Origin of the sequence: Actinomadura luzonensis, assembly GCF_022664455.2 — a bacterium.
GTDB classification, from domain to species: Bacteria; Actinomycetota; Actinomycetes; order Streptosporangiales; family Streptosporangiaceae; genus Nonomuraea; species Nonomuraea luzonensis.
This window is the reverse complement of record NZ_JAKRKC020000001.1, coordinates 4,972,071-4,988,417: the sequence shown is the minus strand read 5'-3', so window position 1 is coordinate 4,988,417 and position 16,347 is coordinate 4,972,071. Positions and strand designations below refer to the sequence as shown.

General features: G+C 73.4%; 19 protein-coding genes and 1 pseudogene. 10 read left to right on the top strand and 10 right to left on the bottom strand.

Features of this window, described 5'->3' with window-relative positions:
- Positions 1 to 107: 107 nt before the first annotated feature.
- From MF672_RS23695 to MF672_RS23675, 6 genes and pseudogenes are all read right to left on the bottom strand, one after another.
- Complete coding sequence (locus MF672_RS23695; RefSeq protein WP_242371264.1) at positions 108 to 983, bottom strand: transposase; 876 nt, start codon at positions 981 to 983, stop codon at positions 108 to 110.
- 272 nt (positions 984 to 1,255) lie between these two features.
- A pseudogene (locus MF672_RS52205) lies at positions 1,256 to 1,510 on the bottom strand (hypothetical protein); the annotation flags it as partial.
- Between the two features lie 177 nt (positions 1,511 to 1,687).
- Positions 1,688 to 2,224, bottom strand: a complete 537-nt coding sequence (locus MF672_RS23690; protein WP_242371266.1) for a hypothetical protein — start codon at positions 2,222 to 2,224, stop codon at positions 1,688 to 1,690.
- Positions 2,225 to 2,455: 231 nt separating this feature from the next.
- On the bottom strand, positions 2,456 to 3,220 hold the full coding sequence (locus MF672_RS23685; protein ID WP_242371268.1) for a transposase family protein: 765 nt from the start codon (positions 3,218 to 3,220) through the stop codon (positions 2,456 to 2,458).
- A gap of 239 nt (positions 3,221 to 3,459) precedes the next feature.
- A complete protein-coding gene (locus MF672_RS23680; protein WP_242371270.1) occupies positions 3,460 to 3,834 on the bottom strand; it encodes a YbaB/EbfC family nucleoid-associated protein in 375 nt (124 codons plus the stop codon).
- A 1-nt stretch (position 3,835) separates the two neighbouring features.
- Positions 3,836 to 4,234 (bottom strand): YbaB/EbfC family nucleoid-associated protein, encoded by a 399-nt coding sequence (locus MF672_RS23675; protein WP_242371272.1) that lies wholly within the window; start codon positions 4,232 to 4,234, stop codon positions 3,836 to 3,838.
- 90 nt (positions 4,235 to 4,324) lie between these two features.
- Here MF672_RS23675 and MF672_RS23670 point away from each other — a divergent pair, with 90 nt between their 5' ends.
- From MF672_RS23670 to MF672_RS23660, 3 genes are read left to right on the top strand one after another with little or no spacing between them, the layout of a single operon-like run.
- A complete protein-coding gene (locus MF672_RS23670; RefSeq protein ID WP_242371273.1) occupies positions 4,325 to 4,639 on the top strand; it encodes a hypothetical protein in 315 nt (104 codons plus the stop codon).
- Positions 4,630 to 5,523 carry a WXG100-like domain-containing protein gene (locus MF672_RS23665; RefSeq protein ID WP_242371275.1) on the top strand — a complete coding sequence of 298 codons (894 nt, stop codon included), beginning with the start codon at positions 4,630 to 4,632 and terminating at the stop codon, positions 5,521 to 5,523. The genes MF672_RS23670 and MF672_RS23665 overlap by 10 nt, the downstream gene beginning before the upstream one ends.
- Positions 5,524 to 5,529: 6 nt before the next feature.
- Positions 5,530 to 6,201, top strand: a complete 672-nt coding sequence (locus MF672_RS23660; protein WP_242371277.1) for a hypothetical protein — start codon at positions 5,530 to 5,532, stop codon at positions 6,199 to 6,201.
- Here the strand turns inward: MF672_RS23660 and MF672_RS23655 are convergent.
- The 4 genes from MF672_RS23655 to MF672_RS23640 all read right to left on the bottom strand — a co-directional run bounded on the left by MF672_RS23655 (position 6,182) and on the right by MF672_RS23640 (position 7,463).
- Positions 6,182 to 6,364 (bottom strand): hypothetical protein, encoded by a 183-nt coding sequence (locus MF672_RS23655; RefSeq protein ID WP_242371279.1) that lies wholly within the window; start codon positions 6,362 to 6,364, stop codon positions 6,182 to 6,184. The two genes, MF672_RS23660 and MF672_RS23655, sit on opposite strands and share 20 nt — an antisense overlap.
- Before the next feature lie 77 nt (positions 6,365 to 6,441).
- On the bottom strand, positions 6,442 to 6,774 hold the full coding sequence (locus MF672_RS23650; RefSeq protein WP_242371281.1) for a hypothetical protein: 333 nt from the start codon (positions 6,772 to 6,774) through the stop codon (positions 6,442 to 6,444).
- Positions 6,771 to 6,917 carry a hypothetical protein gene (locus MF672_RS23645; protein WP_242371282.1) on the bottom strand — a complete coding sequence of 49 codons (147 nt, stop codon included), beginning with the start codon at positions 6,915 to 6,917 and terminating at the stop codon, positions 6,771 to 6,773. Before MF672_RS23645 ends, MF672_RS23650 begins: the two co-directional genes overlap by 4 nt.
- A gap of 60 nt (positions 6,918 to 6,977) precedes the next feature.
- The gene (locus MF672_RS23640; RefSeq protein ID WP_242371283.1) at positions 6,978 to 7,463 is read right to left on the bottom strand and encodes an SRPBCC family protein; all 486 of its coding nucleotides are present in this window, start codon (positions 7,461 to 7,463) and stop codon (positions 6,978 to 6,980) included.
- Between the two features lie 181 nt (positions 7,464 to 7,644).
- Between MF672_RS23640 and MF672_RS23635 the strand changes: the two genes are divergently transcribed.
- The 7 genes from MF672_RS23635 to MF672_RS23605 all read left to right on the top strand — a co-directional run bounded on the left by MF672_RS23635 (position 7,645) and on the right by MF672_RS23605 (position 16,327).
- Entirely contained in the window at positions 7,645 to 8,658 is a 1,014-nt protein-coding gene (locus tag MF672_RS23635; RefSeq protein ID WP_242371284.1) for a phosphotransferase, read from the top strand.
- Positions 8,659 to 8,757: 99 nt separating this feature from the next.
- The gene (locus MF672_RS23630) at positions 8,758 to 10,329 is read left to right on the top strand and encodes an NAD(P)-binding domain-containing protein (RefSeq protein WP_242371285.1); all 1,572 of its coding nucleotides are present in this window, start codon (positions 8,758 to 8,760) and stop codon (positions 10,327 to 10,329) included.
- On the top strand, positions 10,326 to 11,450 hold the full coding sequence (locus MF672_RS23625) for an alpha-hydroxy acid oxidase (RefSeq protein ID WP_242371286.1): 1,125 nt from the start codon (positions 10,326 to 10,328) through the stop codon (positions 11,448 to 11,450). Before MF672_RS23630 ends, MF672_RS23625 begins: the two co-directional genes overlap by 4 nt.
- Positions 11,444 to 12,769 carry a cytochrome P450 gene (locus tag MF672_RS23620; RefSeq protein WP_242371287.1) on the top strand — a complete coding sequence of 442 codons (1,326 nt, stop codon included), beginning with the start codon at positions 11,444 to 11,446 and terminating at the stop codon, positions 12,767 to 12,769. The genes MF672_RS23625 and MF672_RS23620 overlap by 7 nt, the downstream gene beginning before the upstream one ends.
- Positions 12,770 to 12,809: 40 nt before the next feature.
- Entirely contained in the window at positions 12,810 to 14,141 is a 1,332-nt protein-coding gene (locus MF672_RS23615) for a cation:proton antiporter (protein ID WP_242371288.1), read from the top strand.
- 81 nt (positions 14,142 to 14,222) lie between these two features.
- Positions 14,223 to 14,912: a response regulator transcription factor gene (locus MF672_RS23610; RefSeq protein ID WP_242371290.1), complete on the top strand. Its 690-nt coding sequence runs from the start codon at positions 14,223 to 14,225 to the stop codon at positions 14,910 to 14,912.
- Positions 14,909 to 16,327: a sensor histidine kinase gene (locus MF672_RS23605; protein ID WP_242371292.1), complete on the top strand. Its 1,419-nt coding sequence runs from the start codon at positions 14,909 to 14,911 to the stop codon at positions 16,325 to 16,327. Before MF672_RS23610 ends, MF672_RS23605 begins: the two co-directional genes overlap by 4 nt.
- The last annotated feature ends 20 nt before the right edge of the window (positions 16,328 to 16,347 follow it).

Here is a 16,347-nt window from a genome sequence, read left to right as displayed (position 1 = left end):
TCTCCATCGACGCCACCACTCGGCCGAGCATTATCTGCGCTGGTCACACTGGCGACGCTGTCATCAAGCCCGCGCCCGCCGCTGCCACTATCAACGCCAGCGCAGACTCATCGATCCCTAAGTGCGGCTGGAGTATTAGGCGGGAACGGCGCGGTTTCAGCTCCCTCGGGTGGTAGCGCAGCATGACGTAGGCGCTGGTTGACCGGGTTGCGGAAGCCGTAGGCGCAGCGGGCTTCGAGCTTGATGACCCGGTTGGTGCCCTCGCTCTTGGCGTTGGTGATCCCGGTATGGAGGAACGCCTCGATCTCTTCCCACCAGGCGGCCACGGTCTCGGCGAGCGTGATGAGTTCGGGCAGGTAGGGGTGGTCGACGCACCAGGCGCAGAAGGCGTGCAAGCGATGGGCGATCTGTGAGCGGGACGGGTTCGTGCGGGCCAGGGCGAGCAGGTGTCGCAGCTTCTCCTTGGCGTGCCAGCCCGCCAGGAGGTGCCGGCCGTGGGTGCCGATCCGGGTCAGGTCACGTTCCAGGACGGCGACCTGGTCGGCCGTGAGGTCCTCACGGTTGGCCCGCAACAGCCGCCGGTGGTCGTATTCGGGGTCGCCGGTCCGGCCGCGTCGGTCGCGCATCTTCCAGGTCAGGCGGCGGCGCAGCTCAGCGAGCTTGGTGTTGGCGAGTTGGACCACGTGGACGTGGTCGACCACGATGACCGCGTGCGGCAGCGCGGCGCGGACCGCGCAGCGGAAGGTCTGGCACATGTCGATCGCCACGTGGGTGATCGCCTGACGCCAAGCCTCGGGGCGGGCGGAAAGCCAGGCCGCGACCGTGGCCGAGACGCGGCCCTCGACTTGGCCGAGCAGCCCCTGGCCGCCGCTGACGTCGGTGAACCCGACGTGCCATCGGTCCGCGACCAGCCGATATTTCCCGATGGTGGGATCTTGCTCCCAGCAGGGAGCACCACGCCGGATCTCGTCGATCCCGGCCACCGGGGTGGATCGGGCTCGGCGGGCAGGACTTTGGCGGCGTAGGCGCGCAGTGCGCGCATCGCGACCGGCCACGACACCCGGTGGTCCCGGGCGGCCTGGGCGACGGCGCGTCCGCCGTCGATGATCGCGCGCCCGCACGCATGGCGCAGCCGGGCGGTCGTCCGCATCCCGGCCGCCACCTGCGGAATCTGCTCAGTGAACGACCCTCGTGAGCACAGCGGTTCGCGGCAGCTCCAGCGGAGTTTGTGCCACAGCAGGGTGCAGGGCGTGCCGCCCGCGCACGAGTCCCGCGGCCGGGTGGTCACCCGCTCCTTGGCGGTGACGGAGAAGACGCCGCAGGTGGGGCAGGCACGGGCTGTCTCATCGGCGGTGACGAGGTGGACGAGTCGGTGGCCGTCCTCGCCGCGTTCCACCTTGACCACGTGCAGGCCTTCCAGGTCCAGCAGCAGTGTCGCGTCGGTGGGGGTCTCGGTAGGGTTGTACACGCCCGTGGTTCCTTGAGGGTTGGCTGCGTAGAGAACAGTCATGATCCACAAGGCCACGGGTTTCGCATCTCGGGGGCCGGTCACCGCCCATCGCCGTCACGCACGGTGACCATCACGGCGAGGGCTGCCGACGACCTCCCGGTCAAGATCCAAGATCCCCTTACGTACAGCGCTGCGTAAGGAGTCACCACGCTCACGGCCCCGGTCGGAGGTAGGTGGTTATTCGGGAAATGTAACGCCGACGTGTGTGGACCGCATCCATTCTTCGTCAATAGCAGCTTGAAGCATCCCTTCGGCGGTGACAAGAACGGCTCGAATCCAGCGATCGTCCCATATTTCCTTCCCGGCAGGCGTAGTGGCAATCCATTGTTCGACGCTGGCGAGATCGGGATCCGAATACCAGTCCCGCGACCTTGCGTCGAACTCGACTACACGGCCACCTTGAGTGTAATAGGATACAATCGCGGGAACGTCGCCACACCAAGCAGCACTCAGGCAAGGTCCGTGCTGCGCCAGGGCGGGAAGAGCCCCGAGTGTGGGGTAATCGACGCAATAATCCATGATGACGGTGCCGTTACCGAGACGCCCAATGAGCATATCGATATCGCCACCTAGGAAGTGCATCGGCTCCGTGAGCTTAGGCGAGATGCCGTAGGCTGCCAGGACATCATCGGCCGTGGTGGCGGAGCACCATGTAAGTGCGAGGACGTTAGTGGTGTATCGACGGAACCAACGAGAATAGCTCTCATCAATCATGGGTCTCCCTGGGTGGCGTGCCATGCTACCGGCCATGTTTATGATCGACAGATTGGCGTGCCGTCCGCCGCTAGGATAATGAGGCTAGCGGCGGACGACGATGCTTCAACTATCTACCACACATCTCACCGAAGAGGCGAAGGGATACTCGTCGCATGATGGTATTCCTAGGCCGCTGCAAGGTGTGGCTAGTTTACATACTTTCAACCGGGCCACCTCATTGAGTGCTTTTCATCCCGCCTCGCGGAGCTGTAGGACGAGGATCGCTTTGACGAGCTGGCCTGCGAGAAGTGGGCAGCATCGTAGTTTGCGCAGAATACGCCAGGTCGTCAGCTGGGCATTGGCCCGTTCGCCCGGTCCGCGGAGCTTGGCGTGGGCGGCGTTGGCGGCCTTCTGGGAGGCGGGCTTGTTGCGGCCCTTGTAGGGCACGCGTACGTGCTCGCCGGCACCGACGTAGCCCTTGTCGGCGAGGACGAGCAGGCTGGCGGCCTTGAGGCGGCGCGGGATGCCCCAGATCCGGGCGGCTTTGAGGTCGTGCACGGAGCCGGGCAGGGAGCCGGAGGTCCACAGGGGTGTGCCGTCGGGGGTGGCCAGGATCTGGATGTTCATGCCGTGTCTGCGGTGCTTGCCGGAGTAGTAGGGCCGGTCGGCGGCCACGCGGTCGATGGGGATGAGGGTGCCGTCCAGGACCAGGTAGGGGTAGCCGGCCCGCTTGGCGGCGCGTAACGCCTGCTCCAGGCGGGGTGAGCGGTGGGCGAGCAGGACGATGGCCTCGCGGATGTAGCGCCAGGCGGTCGCGATGCCGACGCCGAAGCCTGCGGCGACCTCTGTCAGGGTCTCGCCTTTTCTCAGGTGGACGAGGACGAGCAGGGCTTGTTGGCCGGGGTTGCGGCGACGCCAGGGCGAGTTGATCGTGTTGCGGTGCCGGCGCAGGATGCCGGACAGATAGGACAGGGTCTGAGGTGACAACGGCAGCGCGGCGCGGTAGAACAGCAACTCGGAGCCTCTGGCCTAACGGTTGATCTTGGTCGACAACCCTTCTACCAGGGGCTCTTCTACTTGTCGATCAGACCCACTCGCGCAGCATGCCCGCGACCTGCGGCTTCAGGATGGAAAACACTCACTGGTGCGATCCCAGCATCGCCCACCAGTACGGAGAAGGCCCAATCCCACGCCCGTGGGGTTGGGCCTTTTTCGCGGTCGGGCGCCGCGATCCAGGGCGCCCGGCGGTCTTCTCAGCCTTCGCCGAGGAGCCGTTCCAGTTCGGCCTGCGTCGCGGCCGGGTCGTAGCCGGGGAACGCCTCGCGCATGAGGTCGTGGGTGCGCCGCTCGGCGTCGGCGCACGCCGCCCGTACCGCCGCCAGCGTCTCCTCGGCCAGGTCCTGGCTGCCCAGCCGCAGGGCGCGCCCGTCGTAGCGGACGTCGAGGACGCGGCCGTCCGCGTCCACGCTCACCCGCACGTGCCCCGACGGCCCCGAGCCGGTGCCGGTGACGGCCCGCAGCTCCTCCTGTGCCGACTCCAGCCAGGCCAGCATCCGCTCACCGCGGCGGGCGGCCTCGTCGAGCTCTCTCTCACTGATGTTCGCGGGGTCGATGGGCGGCCAGAGCACGTTATCCCTCCCAGGCCAGGCGGGACAGCGCCTGGTCGACCCGGCCGCGCACGAACGTCTCGTCCAGCGGCTCCGGCAGGGCCGCGGTGAGGTCGCGCACCCCTTCGGCGATCTGCCGCGCCTGCCGCCCGGCGTCGTCCTGCGCGGACCGCAGCACCTCGGCGACCTGCCTGCCGAGCGCCGCCTCGCCGAGCCGCAGCGCCCGGGGGTCGATGCGCAGGCGGGTGGGGAGGCCGTGGCCGCCGGCGGCCGCCTCGACGAGCCCGTCCTGGCTCCTCGCCCGGCCCTCCACGCGGCCGATCGACGCCCGCGCCTCGTGCAGCGCGCGGACGGCGCGGCGGCTCTGGGCGACGTACTGGTGCAGGTATTCGGCGTCGTCCTCCGGTGCGGGTGATCGCATGTCGACCTCCGGCAGTCAAGGTGGGTGAGCGGATCAGTGTAGACGGAAGCGCCGTCTATGTCGTGATGCGTCTAGTTATGCTTCATGAGCATGACGGGATTTGAGATCGCCTTGGGAACGGTGGGACGAGGCGGCGCGTACGTCAGCGGCCAGGGAGCGGACTACGACGCCGCCCTCGCCCGGCTCAGGGAACGGAGCAACGGCGGCCACAACTGGGAGGACGACGGCCTGTTCGGCGTCATCGTCGGGACGTACACGGAATGCCTGCAGGTCTCGCTCGAAGCGCTGGCGGGGATCGGCGGGGAGATCACCGACACCGGCGAGGGCCTGCGACTGGTGACCGCGAACACCCGCGCGACGGAGGACGCCAACATCGAGAACCTCACGGACCCGGCATGGCTGTGATGCTCGACCCGCGGCTGTCGGGCTTCCTCAACCTGATCGGCTTCCCCTGGCCGAAGATCAACGAGGACGAGATCCGCAAGGACGCGCACGCCTGGCGTACCGTGCTCGCCGGATCGTCGGCCCAGGGCGCGCAGGCCGACGCGACGGTCCGCCGCACGCAGCAGAACTACCAGGGCGAGTCGGCCACGGCCCTGACCACCCGGTGGAACAAGGTCGGCGACGGCGGCGGCCACATCACGCAGGCCACCGCCGCCTCCAGGTCCGCGCCGGTCGTGCTCGACGGCACCGCGAACGTGGTCAGCGCGGTCAAGGTCGCCGTGGGCACGCAGGCCGCGTACGGGCTGGCCACCACCACCCAGGCACTGCTGTTCGGGGGCGCGGCGGGCGGGATGGCCGCGCTCGCGCGCATGTACATGACCCGGCACGCCGTCGGCAAGGTGGCGCTCGAAGGCGCGGAGGGCACCGCCAGGGGGCTGGCCCCCGCCCTCGGCAGCCGCGTCACCGAGACCATGCGGCGCATCATGAAGGAGATGGAGAAGCGCCCGCACGCCCGGGACGGCATGCTCCAGATCGGCCGCAGAAGAGGAGGGGGCGGCGGCGGAAGAGGCGGCCGGGGCAAGGGCAAGGGCGGCGGCTACGACCCGAACTCCTCAGCGAGCTACGATGCCGGCGCGCAGCGGATGCACGGACGCCTGCCCAGCAACAACGACGTGCAGAACATGTCGGCGGCAGAGGCCGAGAAGGCCGCCAAGGAGCTCAAGGACAGTATCCTCACCCGCAAGATGAACGAGGCCCGGCTCGGCAGCGATCCGGGGCACCAGGCACGGCTGCGCCAGGAGCAGGAGCTTCTGCGGAAGCTCGAGGACAAGGCCAAGGAGAACTGACGCGAGATGCAGACGCGCACAGGCGACGACCTGATGGAGCTCATCCTCTCGCACCCGGCCGACGACGAGACGCTCGGCGAGGCGGCCAACGACCTGCTGAACGAGCTGTTCGGCGGCTACCCCGTCGAACAGCTCCGCAGGCTGCTGCGCAGCGGCGACGACAGGGCCCTGCAGACCGGGGCCTGGCTGCTGTCGGAGCTGGGCGAGCGGGCCGCCCCGCTGATGGGAGAGGTGCCCGCGCTGCTCGCCCATCCCCGGCGGCAGGTGCGCTTCTTCGCCGTCGAGTTCGTGCTGCTCGCCGGCGACGAGCAGCACGCCGACGTCATCGCCCAGGTCGTCGCGCTGAGCCGGGACCCCGACCCGTCCATCCGGTGGAAGGTCCTGCACTTCCTGGCGATGGCCTCGACCGAGCAGCTCATGGCCGGCCTGCCGCGCCTGACCGACCCCGAGCTCGGGCGGCTCACGGCCGCGCTGGTCGCCGCCGACGCCGAGGACCCCGACCCCGGGGAGATCGTCGCGGCGCTGGACGGCGACGACCCGACGGCCCGGCTGTTCGCCGCGGCGATCGCGACCCGCCTGGCCGAGGACGACCCGGCGCTGCTGCGGCACGCCGCGCGGGCGCGGGACGAGGAGGTCAGCTCATTCGCGCGGTGGCAGCTCAGCAGGTCCGGGCCGTGACCGGGCCGGTCTCCTCCGCGTCCCGGCCGCGGGGCCGCGACGGCGTGTCGGGCTCGGACGGGCGCGGTGACTCGCTGACGATCCGGTGCGCGGAGGGCCGGTTCTTGAGGTGCTCGGAGTCGTCCTGCCATTGGATGCGGGGGCGTCGAGGTGTGTCAGGCATGGCTGTCACCGTAGTGACGTGATCGGCAAGCGGCGGTAATGAGACGGCCCGTCTTCGCCTTTCCGGGACCGGGCCCGTCAGGCCGGCCACGGGAGGTCCGGCTCGTCGCCGGTCGCGCAGGGGCACGGCATCGTCACCAGCCGCCCGGCCTCCCGGTCGACGTGGGAGAGCCGCCGCGAGCCGAGGCACAGCCGGCAGCCGAGCGCGGCGGCGGTCCACGGGTCCTGCCACACCTTGTGCTGCCAGGCGGGCGGCGGGCCCTCCGGCGGGGGCTCGCAGCCGCGTTCGGCGGGTTCGTCGGCCCCGCCCACCCGGCCGGTGCCGCCGCAGAACGGGCAGGCCAGGAACAGCGGGCCGAACCGCCGCCCCCGGCGGCCCTGGCACTCCGGGCAGGTGATCGGGTCCGTCACTGCCGGCCCGTCCCCGAACAGGAGCCGCACGTCACCCACGTGGACTGGCCCCCGGCCTTGCCGTTCCGGTTCATCCACTCGCCGCCCGCGCCCAGGCAGGTGCCGCAGACGGGAGGCGGGTCGTCGTCGCTGTCGTTGCTCACGCTCCGACGGTACGGGTGTCACGCGGCGTTGTCAGCAGGACACCCGTGCTGCCTTCCGGCTCACGCCGAGGACTTGGCGAAGACCAGGTCGGCGAGGTGGCGCAGGCTGTTGACCAGGTGGTCGGGGCCGAACGGCGGGAACTGGATGCGCTCCCGGACGGCCGGCGGCACCGCCGACCAGTCGTAGGTGAGCGTCACCTCCGTCCCGGACGGGCCGAGCGGCCTGAGGTCGTACCGCCAGAACCAGCCGCCGAACTCCAGGCGGCCGTCGTCCTTCTCCACGCCCGTCAGCCAGGCGATGGCGTGCGGCGGGTCGAGGACGATGACCTTGTTGGCCGTCCGGTAGTCGCCGTCCGGGTGGTTGACGTGGTACATGTCCATCCGGAAGATCTGCCCGACCTCGGCCAGGGGCGCCTGGTCGGCGGCGTTCCGCACCCAGCCGGTGCCGTCGATCGCGGCGTGGCTCGTCGGGTCGGCCAGCACCGCGAACACCGTCGCGGCGGGCACGCCGACGGTCAGGGCGGCGCTCATGTTCTCGTGCTCCATGGGGTGCACGCTCCTTGTCCTCTCCATGCGAAGAACGGTTCTCCCCGTGGAGACGGCAAGGCGGGGCGGAACTCATCGGTCGTTGTGAGGGCAGCGGGCGGGGTCCGGGTTGCGGGGGCCGGGCGTACGGGCCGAGGATCCGGATCATGATGCAGGGTTCCCGGGACAAGGGGTGTGGGGCGTGAGCGGGGTGCCGGAGGGGGCGGTGGCGGCGGCGTACGGGCTGGGGGAGCCGGCCGGGGCGGCCAGGTACGCGGCGCGCGGTGAGCTGGGACGCATCTGGCGGCTGGACACCCGGCGCGGGTCGTGGGCGGTCAAGGAGTCGCTGGTGCCGGTGCGGGAGGAGGACGCGCGGGCGGACGTGGCGTTCCAGCTCGCCGCCGCCGAGGCCGGGGTGCGGCTGCCGCGGCCCGTGCGCACCGAGGACGGCGGGGACGTGGTGTTCGAGGGCCGGTGGCGGGTGTACGCGTGGGTGGATCTGGTGCCGGAGGACGAAGGCGGGCGTGCGGGGGCGGAGGAGCTGGGGGCGGCGGCGGCCGGGGTGCACCGGGTGGGGCATCCGGCTGCGGGGCCGGTGGCGGCGTGGTTCGCCGAGCCGGTCGGGCGTGACCGGTGGGAGGCGCTCACACGGCGCGTCAGAGAGGCCGGCGGGGGTGACGGCGGGGGTGACGGTGGGGGTGACGGTGGGGGTGACGGCGGGGGTGACGGTGGGGGTGGCGGCTGGCGGGCGGCGTTGACGGCGGCGGTGCCCCTGCTGGTCGCGGCCGAGGAGGTGGTCGAGGCGCCCCCGCCGGACGGGCTCGTCACCTGCCACCGCGACCTCGGGCCGGACAACGTCCGCCGCGCCGCCGACGGCGGGATCGTGGTGCTGGACTGGGAGAACTGCGGCCCGGCCCGCCCGGCGTGGGAGCTGGCCAGGGTGCTCGCCGACCTCCCCGACGGGCAGGCGGGAGCCGCGTACCGGGCCTACCGGGACGCGGGCGGGCCCGCGCGGCTGTCCGGTCCGGCCGACTTCTCCATGGCCGTCGCCGAGCAGGGCCACCTGCTGGAGTTCTACGCCCGGCGGGCCCTGGCGGAGGAGGGGGAGGAGCCGGAGGAGAACCGGGTCAGGGCGGCGGCGCGGTTGCGGGCGATGCTGCGGCGGCCGCTCACCAGGGCCAGGATCGACTCGCTGCTGACGGAGTGCGGGGGCTGACGGCAGCCGGGCCTCCGGGAGGCGTTCTCTGAGCAAGCTCTGAGAATCACCCGGCCACACTGGCGTCGTCCTGGCAACCACCCGGTGGAGGAGGCGTCAGTGCCTGACCACGTCCTGGAGTACCTGGTGATCGGCGCGGGCCCGGCGGGCCTGCAGCTCGGCTACCACCTGCACCGTGCGGGGCGGGACTACCGCATCCTGGAGGCCGGCCCCGCGCCCGGCACGTTCTTCCGCGCCTTCCCGCGCCACCGCACGCTGATCTCGATCAACAAGAAGCACACCGGCTGGGACGACCCCGAGCTCAACCTCCGCATGGACTGGAACTCGCTGCTCGCCGACGACGGCGACCCGGCCCCGCTGTTCACCCGCTACAGCGACCGCTACTTCCCGCACGCCGACGACATGGTCCGCTACCTCGGCGACTACGCCGCGCACGCCGGCCTGCGCGTCACCTGCGACACGCGGGTGGTCCGGGTCGCCCGGCCGGGGCCGTTCGAGGTCACCGACCAGCACGGGCGGACGTACCGGGCGGAACGGGTCATCGTCGCGACCGGCGTCAGCCTGCCCAACGTCCCGCCCATCCCCGGCGTCGAGACGGCCGAGCTGTACGGCGAGGCCCCCACCGACCCCGCCGGCTACCTCGGGCAGCGGGTGCTGATCATCGGCAAGGGCAACTCGGCCTTCGAGACCGCCGACAACCTCATCGAGACCGCCGCCGTCATCCACGTCGCCGGGCCGAACTCCGTCCGCCTGGCATGGCGCACCCACTACGTCGGCCACCTGCGCGCGGTCAACAACGGCCTGCTCGACACCTACCAGCTCAAGTCCCAGAACGCGCTGCTCGACGGCCACGTCCGCCGCATCGCCCGCCGCCCCGACGGCACCTATCTGGTGACCGTCGCCTTCACCCGCGTGGACGAGGTCACCAAGGACATCCCGTACGACCGGGTCATCCTGTGCACCGGCTTCCGCTTCGACGCCTCCGTCTTCGCCCCCGGCTGCCGGCCCGCGCTCGCCGTGGACGGCCGCTTCCCGGCGCTCACCCCCGCCTACGAGTCGGTGGACGTCCCCGGGCTGTACTTCGCCGGCACCATCACCCAGTCGCGCGACTGGAAGCGCGGCACCAGCGGCTTCATCCACGGCTTCCGGTACGGCACGCGCGCCCTGCACCGGCTGCTCGAACTGCGCCACCACGGCGTCCCCTGGCCCGCCCGCGTCCTGCCGGACGAGCCGGGCGCCCTGGCCGCGGCCGTCCTCGACCGGGTCAACCGCACCTCGGGGCTGTGGCAGCAGTTCGGGCTGCTGGCCGACGTCATCGTGCCCGGCGGCGACGGCACCGCCCGCTACCTGGAGGAGGTGCCGTACGACCTGCAGGGCCCGCCGGTCGGCGACGGCGGCCACGTCGCGATCACCCTGGAGTACGGCCCCGACCACGACAAGCACGACCCGTTCGACGTGCAGGTGGCCCGGATCGGCCAGGGCGACTCCGCCCGCGCCCACGAGGGCCACTACCTGCACCCCGTGGTCCGTCACCTGCTGCCGGGCCGGCCGCCCGCCGTCCACCACATCACCGAGAACCTGGAGAACGAGTGGAACTCCGAGGAGGTCCACGCCGAGCCGCTGCGGGCCTTCTTCGCCCGCTGCGGCGCCGCGGCCTCCCCGGCGTCATGAACGGGACCATGGGCGGGGTCGCCGCCGAGCCGTGGACGTTGCGCGAGGTCGAGGCGGCCGCCCGCGCCCGGCTGGACCCCGTCCACTACGACTACTTCGCGGGCGGCGCGGGCGACGAGGTCACCGTCCGCGCCAACGAGGCCGCCTTCGCCCGGCTCGGCCTGCTGCCCCGGGTGCTGCGCGGCGCCGGCCCGGCCGACCCCGCGATCACCCTGCTCGGCCGGCCCGCCGCCCTGCCGGTGGTGATCGCGCCGACCGCCTTCCACCGGCTCGCCGACCCCGAGGGGGAGCGCGCCACCGCGCGCGCGGCGGCCGCCGCCGGCACCGTCATGATCGTCAGCATGGCCTCGACCGTCGCCGTCGAGGACGTGGCCGCCGCCGCGCCGGGGGCCCGCCTGTGGTTCCAGCTCTACCTGCAGCCGGACGCCGACTTCACCGTGCGGCTGGCCCGCCGGGCGGCGCGGGCCGGCTGCGAGGCGCTGGTCGTCACCGCCGACTCGCCGGTGTTCGGGCGGCGCGAGCGCGACCTGCGCAACGGCTTCCACGACCTGCCCGGTCACCTGCGCTGCGAGAACCTCCGCGACGACCCGGGCGAGGGCCCGGGCGAGGGCACAGGCGGCGAGCGGGACGACGACCGCGGCGGCCCGGTGCGGCCGATCGTCATGGATCCCCGCCTGTCGTGGGCCGACCTCGACCGGCTCCGCGCCGCCACCGGCCTGCCCATCGTGCTCAAGGGCGTCACCCACCCCGCCGACGCCCGCCTCGCCCTGGAGCACGGCGTCGCCGCGATCATGGTGTCCAACCACGGCGGCCGGCAGCTCGACACCGTCCCCGCCGCGATCGACCTGCTGCCGGACGTCGCCGCCGCGACCGGCGGCGCCGTCCCGGTGCTGCTGGACGGCGGCGTGCGGCGCGGCACCGACGTGCTGAAGGCCCTGGCGCTCGGCGCCACGGCGGTCGCGGTCGGCCGCCCGGTGCTCTGGGGCCTCGCCGCCGGCGGCGAAGCGGGCGTGGCCCGCGTCCTGGCCCTGCTGCGCGCCGAGGTCGAGCAGGCGCTCACGCTGTGCGGCTGCGCCTCGCCCGCCGGCCTCACCCCGGACCTGGTGCGGCGGACATGCTGACCGCCGCCCTGCTCACGCTGGCCGCCGCCGTCCTGGCGAGCCTGCCGTGGTGGCTGCCCGGCCGGGTCGTCGCGCTGCGGGTCCTGGTCTTCAACCGGATCAACGGCGACGAGGGCATCCCCGTGCCCGGCGATCTGGTGGGCGTCGAGCGGTTCAAGGAGCTGTACGCCCACCCGGCCGCGACCGGCCGCAGCCGGGGAGCGGCGCTGTCGGACCTGTTCTGGTACTGGCTCGCGCCCGGCCCCGAGATGCACCAGGAGCACCTGGAGGCGGGGGAGCGCTACGACGCCGTCGCCCGCACCACCCGCGCCCTGCTCGCCGTGCCCCGCGCCGAGGCCGAGGCGCTGGCCCGCCGGCACGCCGCCCGCGCCCTCGGCGGGGTCGCCGGCCGGGTGCGGCTGCGCGACCTCATGATGCCGCTGTGGGCCGGGTTCGCCTGGGAGCTGGTCTTCGCCGAGCCCTGCCCGCCGGAGTCCCGCGACCTGGTGGCGGCCAACGCCGACGACGTCGTCACCGCGCTCAAGTGCTGCGGCCTGCGCCACATGGACCGCCGCGACCGGCTCACCCGGCACCTGCTCGGCCGCCTGGACCGGGTCCGGGTGCCGCTGCCGCCCGGGCTGACGCCGTTGCAGCAGGCCCACTACCTGCAGGGCGCGTTCTTCAACACCGCCGTCGTCCAGCTCTCGGAGGCCATGGCGCACCTGCTCATGACCCTCGCCCAGCACCCGGCCGCGCAGGAGGAGGCCCGCCGCGGCGACGACCGCCACCTCGACCGGGTGATCGCCGAGAGCCTGCGGCTCCACCCCCTCTTCGGCATCGCCCACCGGGTCACCACCGCGCCCGTCGACCTCGGCGGCGGGCGGGTGCTCCCGGCGGGGTCGGTGCTCTGCTTCGACTACCCCGCCTTCCACCGCGCCGGGCACGCCGACCCCGGCCGGTTCGACCCCTCCCGGTTCGCCGGGCCCGCCGCCAAGGACCTCAACCACCTGCCGTTCGGCGTGCCCGCCAACCGTCCCTGCCCCGCCCGGGGGCTCGCCCCCGTCGTGATGCGGGCCGTGACCAGGGAGGTGCTCGGCCGCTACGCCCTCGCCACCTCCGCCGGGCACACCCGGTCGCTGCCCAACCGGGGGCCCTGCCTGCTGCTCCCGCTCGGCGCGCCCCCGCCCGCCCGCGCGGCGCTGGCCCGCATGCGGCTGCGCGACCGCTGGGAGGACGTCTGGCGCAGCCTCGTCCAGCTCGTGCTCGGCACGTACATGGTGTGGGACGCCCGCCGCCTGCGCCTGTGCGAACGCCACTTCGCCCGCGCCGCCCGCCCGTGACCCCCGACCGCCGTCCCCGACCGTCGTACGGAGAACCGGCATGCCCCTGCTCGCCACCGCCACCGCCACCACCGCCAACGCCCCCGACCCGAACCTGGCGCTCGCGCTCCAGGTCCTGCCCGCCCTCGTCGCCATCCTGATCACCGCCGCCGTCTGTGGCCGGCTGGCGCAGCTCGTCATGCAGCCGCGCGTCCTCGGCGAGATGGTCGCCGGCGTGCTGCTCGGCCCCACCCTGCTCGGCCGGCTCTTCCCCGAGGCCCAGGCCGCGCTGTTCCCGCAGGCGGTCCGGCCCGTCCTGTACGTGCTCAGCACGATCGGCCTGACCCTCTACATGTTCCTGGTCGGCGCCGGTCTCGATCACAGCGCCCGCACCCCGGGCGAGGTCCGCAGGGCGGGCGTGCTGGCCGCCTCGGGCGTGCTGCCGTCCCTGCTGCTCGGCGCCGGCGCCGGGCTGCTCCTGCACGGCCTGCTGTCCAGGCCCGACGTCAGCCCGCTGCAGTTCGCCCTGTTCGTCGGCGGCGCGCTGTCGCTGACCGCCTTCCCGATGCTGGCCAGGATCCTGTACGAGCGCGGCCTGGAGAACTCCCCGCTCGGCAGGCTGACCCTGCTGGCCGCCTCCATCGACGACGCCCTCGCCTGGTGCCTGCTCGCCGTGCTGTCCGCCATGCACCTCGGCTCCGGGCCGGCGGGGGCGCTGCCCACGATCGCGCTGACCGCGGTGTTCGCCGTCGTCATGCTCAAGGTCGTCGCGCCGCTGCTGCGGCCCATGGGCCGGGCCGTGGCCCGCACCGGGCGCTTCGGCCCCGGCGTCATGTACGCGGTCGTGCTGATCCCGCTCGCCGCCGGCTGGATCACCGACTGGATCGGCGTCTACTCGGTCTTCGGCGGCTTCTTCGCGGGCCTCGCCATGCCGCGCGACGCCGCCTTCCGCCAGGCGCTGCACGGCCGCATGATGGAGGTCGTCTCGACCCTGCTGCTGCCGGTCTTCTTCACCTTCTCCGGGCTGAACACGCAGCTCGGCGGGCTGGCGGGCGGCGCCATGGTGGGGGCTTTCCTGCTGATCCTGGCCGCCGGGTTCTGCGGCAAGTACTTCGGGTGCGCGCTCGCGATGCGGGGGATCGGGTTCGGCTGGCGGGAGTCGTACGCGGTGGGCGGGCTGATGAACGCCCGCGGCCTGATGATCCTGATCTTCATCAACATCGGGCTGGCCCAGGGCATGATCACCCGGGAGCTGTTCGCCATGCTCGTGCTGGTGGCCGTGCTCACCACCGCGGGCGCGCTGCCGCTGTACAAGCTGGCGCTGCCCGGCCGCCTCGAACCGGCCGTGCCACCGGCGGAGGAAAGCGCCTTCGTCAGGACCAATTCTGGATGATCGCGCAGGTCACGGCGGCGGCCGCGGGCGGGTGCGCCAGTGGATCTGGTAATTCCCTGACAAGGATGTCAACGTGGTCTGATGGCTGGCACACCGGGCACGGCCGACCCGCCCACCCGTCGGCTGCTGCTGGTCGAGGACGACCGCGAGCTCGCGCACATGCTGGTCGGGCTGTTCAGCGAGGAGGGATACGCGGTCGACCTCGCCCCGGAGGGGCAGCGGGGGCTGCACCTCGGGCTGAGCCGCTCGTACGACGTGCTCATCGTGGACCGCGGCCTGCCCGCGCTGGACGGCATCGACCTGCTGCGGCGGCTGCGCCGGCGGGCGGTCACCACGCCCGTGCTGGTGCTGACCGCCTTCGGCGCGGTCGCCGACCGGGTCGCCGGGCTCGACGCGGGCGCCGAGGACTACCTGGTCAAGCCGTTCGACGTCGAGGAGCTGCTGGCCCGGGTGCGGGCGCTGCACCGCAGGAACCTCGACCAGGCGGCGCTGCTGCCGCTCGGCGCGGGCTGGCTGGACGCCGAGGCCCGCCTGGTCCGGCTGCCCGGCGGCGGGCAGGTCGCGCTGTCGGCGCAGGAGTGCCGGCTGCTCGGCGCCCTGGCCGCACGGCCGAGCCAGGTGCACACCCGCGCGTCGCTGCGGCAGCGGGTCTTCGACGGCGCGCGGACGGACTCGATCGTGGACACCTACGTGTACTACCTGCGCAACAAGCTGGGGACGGGGGTCGTGCGGACGGTGCGCGGCGTGGGCTACCGCCTGGGCGAGCTGTGACCCGCCGGGCCTTCCTGCGCCGCCGGGCCTTCCCGCGCCTTCGCGCCTTCCCGCGCCCCCGGGCCTTCCCCCGCCCTCGCGTCTTCCCGCGCGGCCAGGCCGCTGCCGGCGGGACCGCGCCGGAGCGGCGGCTGCTGATCCGCGCCAGGCGGCGGCTGACGGTGCAGGTCGCGGCGGCCGTCTCGGCCGTGGTGGCGCTGGTCGGCGCGCTCGTCCTCTGCTTCATGACGCACGGCCAGGACGAGTCCGCCCGCCGCGAGCTGGCCGTCGCGACCTGGCGGGCGCCCGTCGCGTACCCGCCGCCCTGCGTGTGGCTGTTCGAGCGCAGCGGCGGGACGGAGCGGGCCTCGCCCGGCGCGCCCCCGGCCCTGCCGGTGCGGGCCGAGCTGGACCGGGTGTCCGGCGGCGGCGGGCCGCGCGTCACCCGCGCCACGGTGGCCGGCCGCGACTACCTGCTGCGCACGGAGCGGCGCGCGGGCGGCGTCGTCCAGGCCGTCATGGACCTGCGCTACCAGCGCGACGAGCGGGCCCGGCTGCTGCGCACGCTCGGGTTCGCCGAGGTCGCCGGCCTGGCGGCCGCCCTGCTCGTGGGGCAGGTCGTCTCCCGGCGCGCGATCGCCCCGCTCGGCGAGGCGCTGGCCCGGCAGCGGCGCTTCGCCGCCGACGTCAGCCACGAGCTGCGCGCCCCGCTGACCCGCCTCAGCACCCGCGCCCAGCTCCTGGCCCGCAGGATCCGCGGCGGCACCGACCCCATCCTGCTGCTGGACGAGGTGGACCAGCTCGTCACCGGCAGCGGGCAGCTCGGCGAGGTCGTCGAGGACCTGCTGCGCTCGGCCCGCTTCCAGTGGCTGCACCGGCCCTTCGCCCCGGTCGACCTGGCCGCGCTGGCCGCCGAGCAGGTCGTCGCCGAGGGCGCCCGCGCCCAGGCCGCCGGCGTCGCCGTCGAGCTGCGCTGCGACGGGACGGGCGGCGAGCGGCACGTCGTCACCGGCGTGCCCTCGGCGCTGCGTCGGGTGATCGCCGCGCTGCTGGACAACGCGCTCAACCACACCGCGCCCGGCGGGCACGTCCGGGTGACGCTGGCCGCCCGCGGCGACGTGGTCGAGCTGACCGTGCGCGACGACGGCGCGGGCCTGGACCCGGCCGGCGCGGAGCGGCTGTTCGCCCCGTTCGTGGGGAGCGGGTCCGGGCTCGGGCTGGCGCTCGTCCGCGAGGTCGTGGACGGCCACGGCGGCACGGTGACCGCCGACGGCCGCCCCGGCCGCGGCGCGGCCTTCACCGTCCGCCTCCCGGCCGCCCCCGCGACCACCGCCCCCGCCACCGCGTCTGCCACCGCGTCTGCCACCGCGTCTGCCACCGCGTCTGCCTCCGCTGACGCCCCCGGGCCGGCCCGTCCGGAGAAGGAACCCGCCTGAGCCGCGCATCATCGTGCCCG

Excerpts from the sequence above, each read along its gene's own strand:
- MF672_RS23640 (WP_242371283.1), bottom strand. The coding sequence starts at position 7,463 with ATGGAGCACGAGAACATGAGCGCCGCCCTGACCGTCGGCGTGCCCGCC.
- MF672_RS23660 (WP_242371277.1), top strand. The coding sequence starts at position 5,530 with ATGCAGACGCGCACAGGCGACGACCTGATGGAGCTCATCCTCTCGCAC.
- MF672_RS23670 (WP_242371273.1), top strand. The coding sequence starts at position 4,325 with ATGACGGGATTTGAGATCGCCTTGGGAACGGTGGGACGAGGCGGCGCG.
- MF672_RS23690 (WP_242371266.1), bottom strand. The coding sequence starts at position 2,224 with ATGATTGATGAGAGCTATTCTCGTTGGTTCCGTCGATACACCACTAAC.
- MF672_RS23665 (WP_242371275.1), top strand. The coding sequence starts at position 4,630 with ATGGCTGTGATGCTCGACCCGCGGCTGTCGGGCTTCCTCAACCTGATC.
- MF672_RS23610 (WP_242371290.1), top strand. The coding sequence starts at position 14,223 with ATGGCTGGCACACCGGGCACGGCCGACCCGCCCACCCGTCGGCTGCTG.
- MF672_RS23620 (WP_242371287.1), top strand. The coding sequence starts at position 11,444 with ATGCTGACCGCCGCCCTGCTCACGCTGGCCGCCGCCGTCCTGGCGAGC.
- MF672_RS23675 (WP_242371272.1), bottom strand. The coding sequence starts at position 4,234 with ATGCGATCACCCGCACCGGAGGACGACGCCGAATACCTGCACCAGTAC.
- MF672_RS23625 (WP_242371286.1), top strand. The coding sequence starts at position 10,326 with ATGAACGGGACCATGGGCGGGGTCGCCGCCGAGCCGTGGACGTTGCGC.
- MF672_RS23655 (WP_242371279.1), bottom strand. The coding sequence starts at position 6,364 with ATGCCTGACACACCTCGACGCCCCCGCATCCAATGGCAGGACGACTCC.
- MF672_RS23615 (WP_242371288.1), top strand. The coding sequence starts at position 12,810 with ATGCCCCTGCTCGCCACCGCCACCGCCACCACCGCCAACGCCCCCGAC.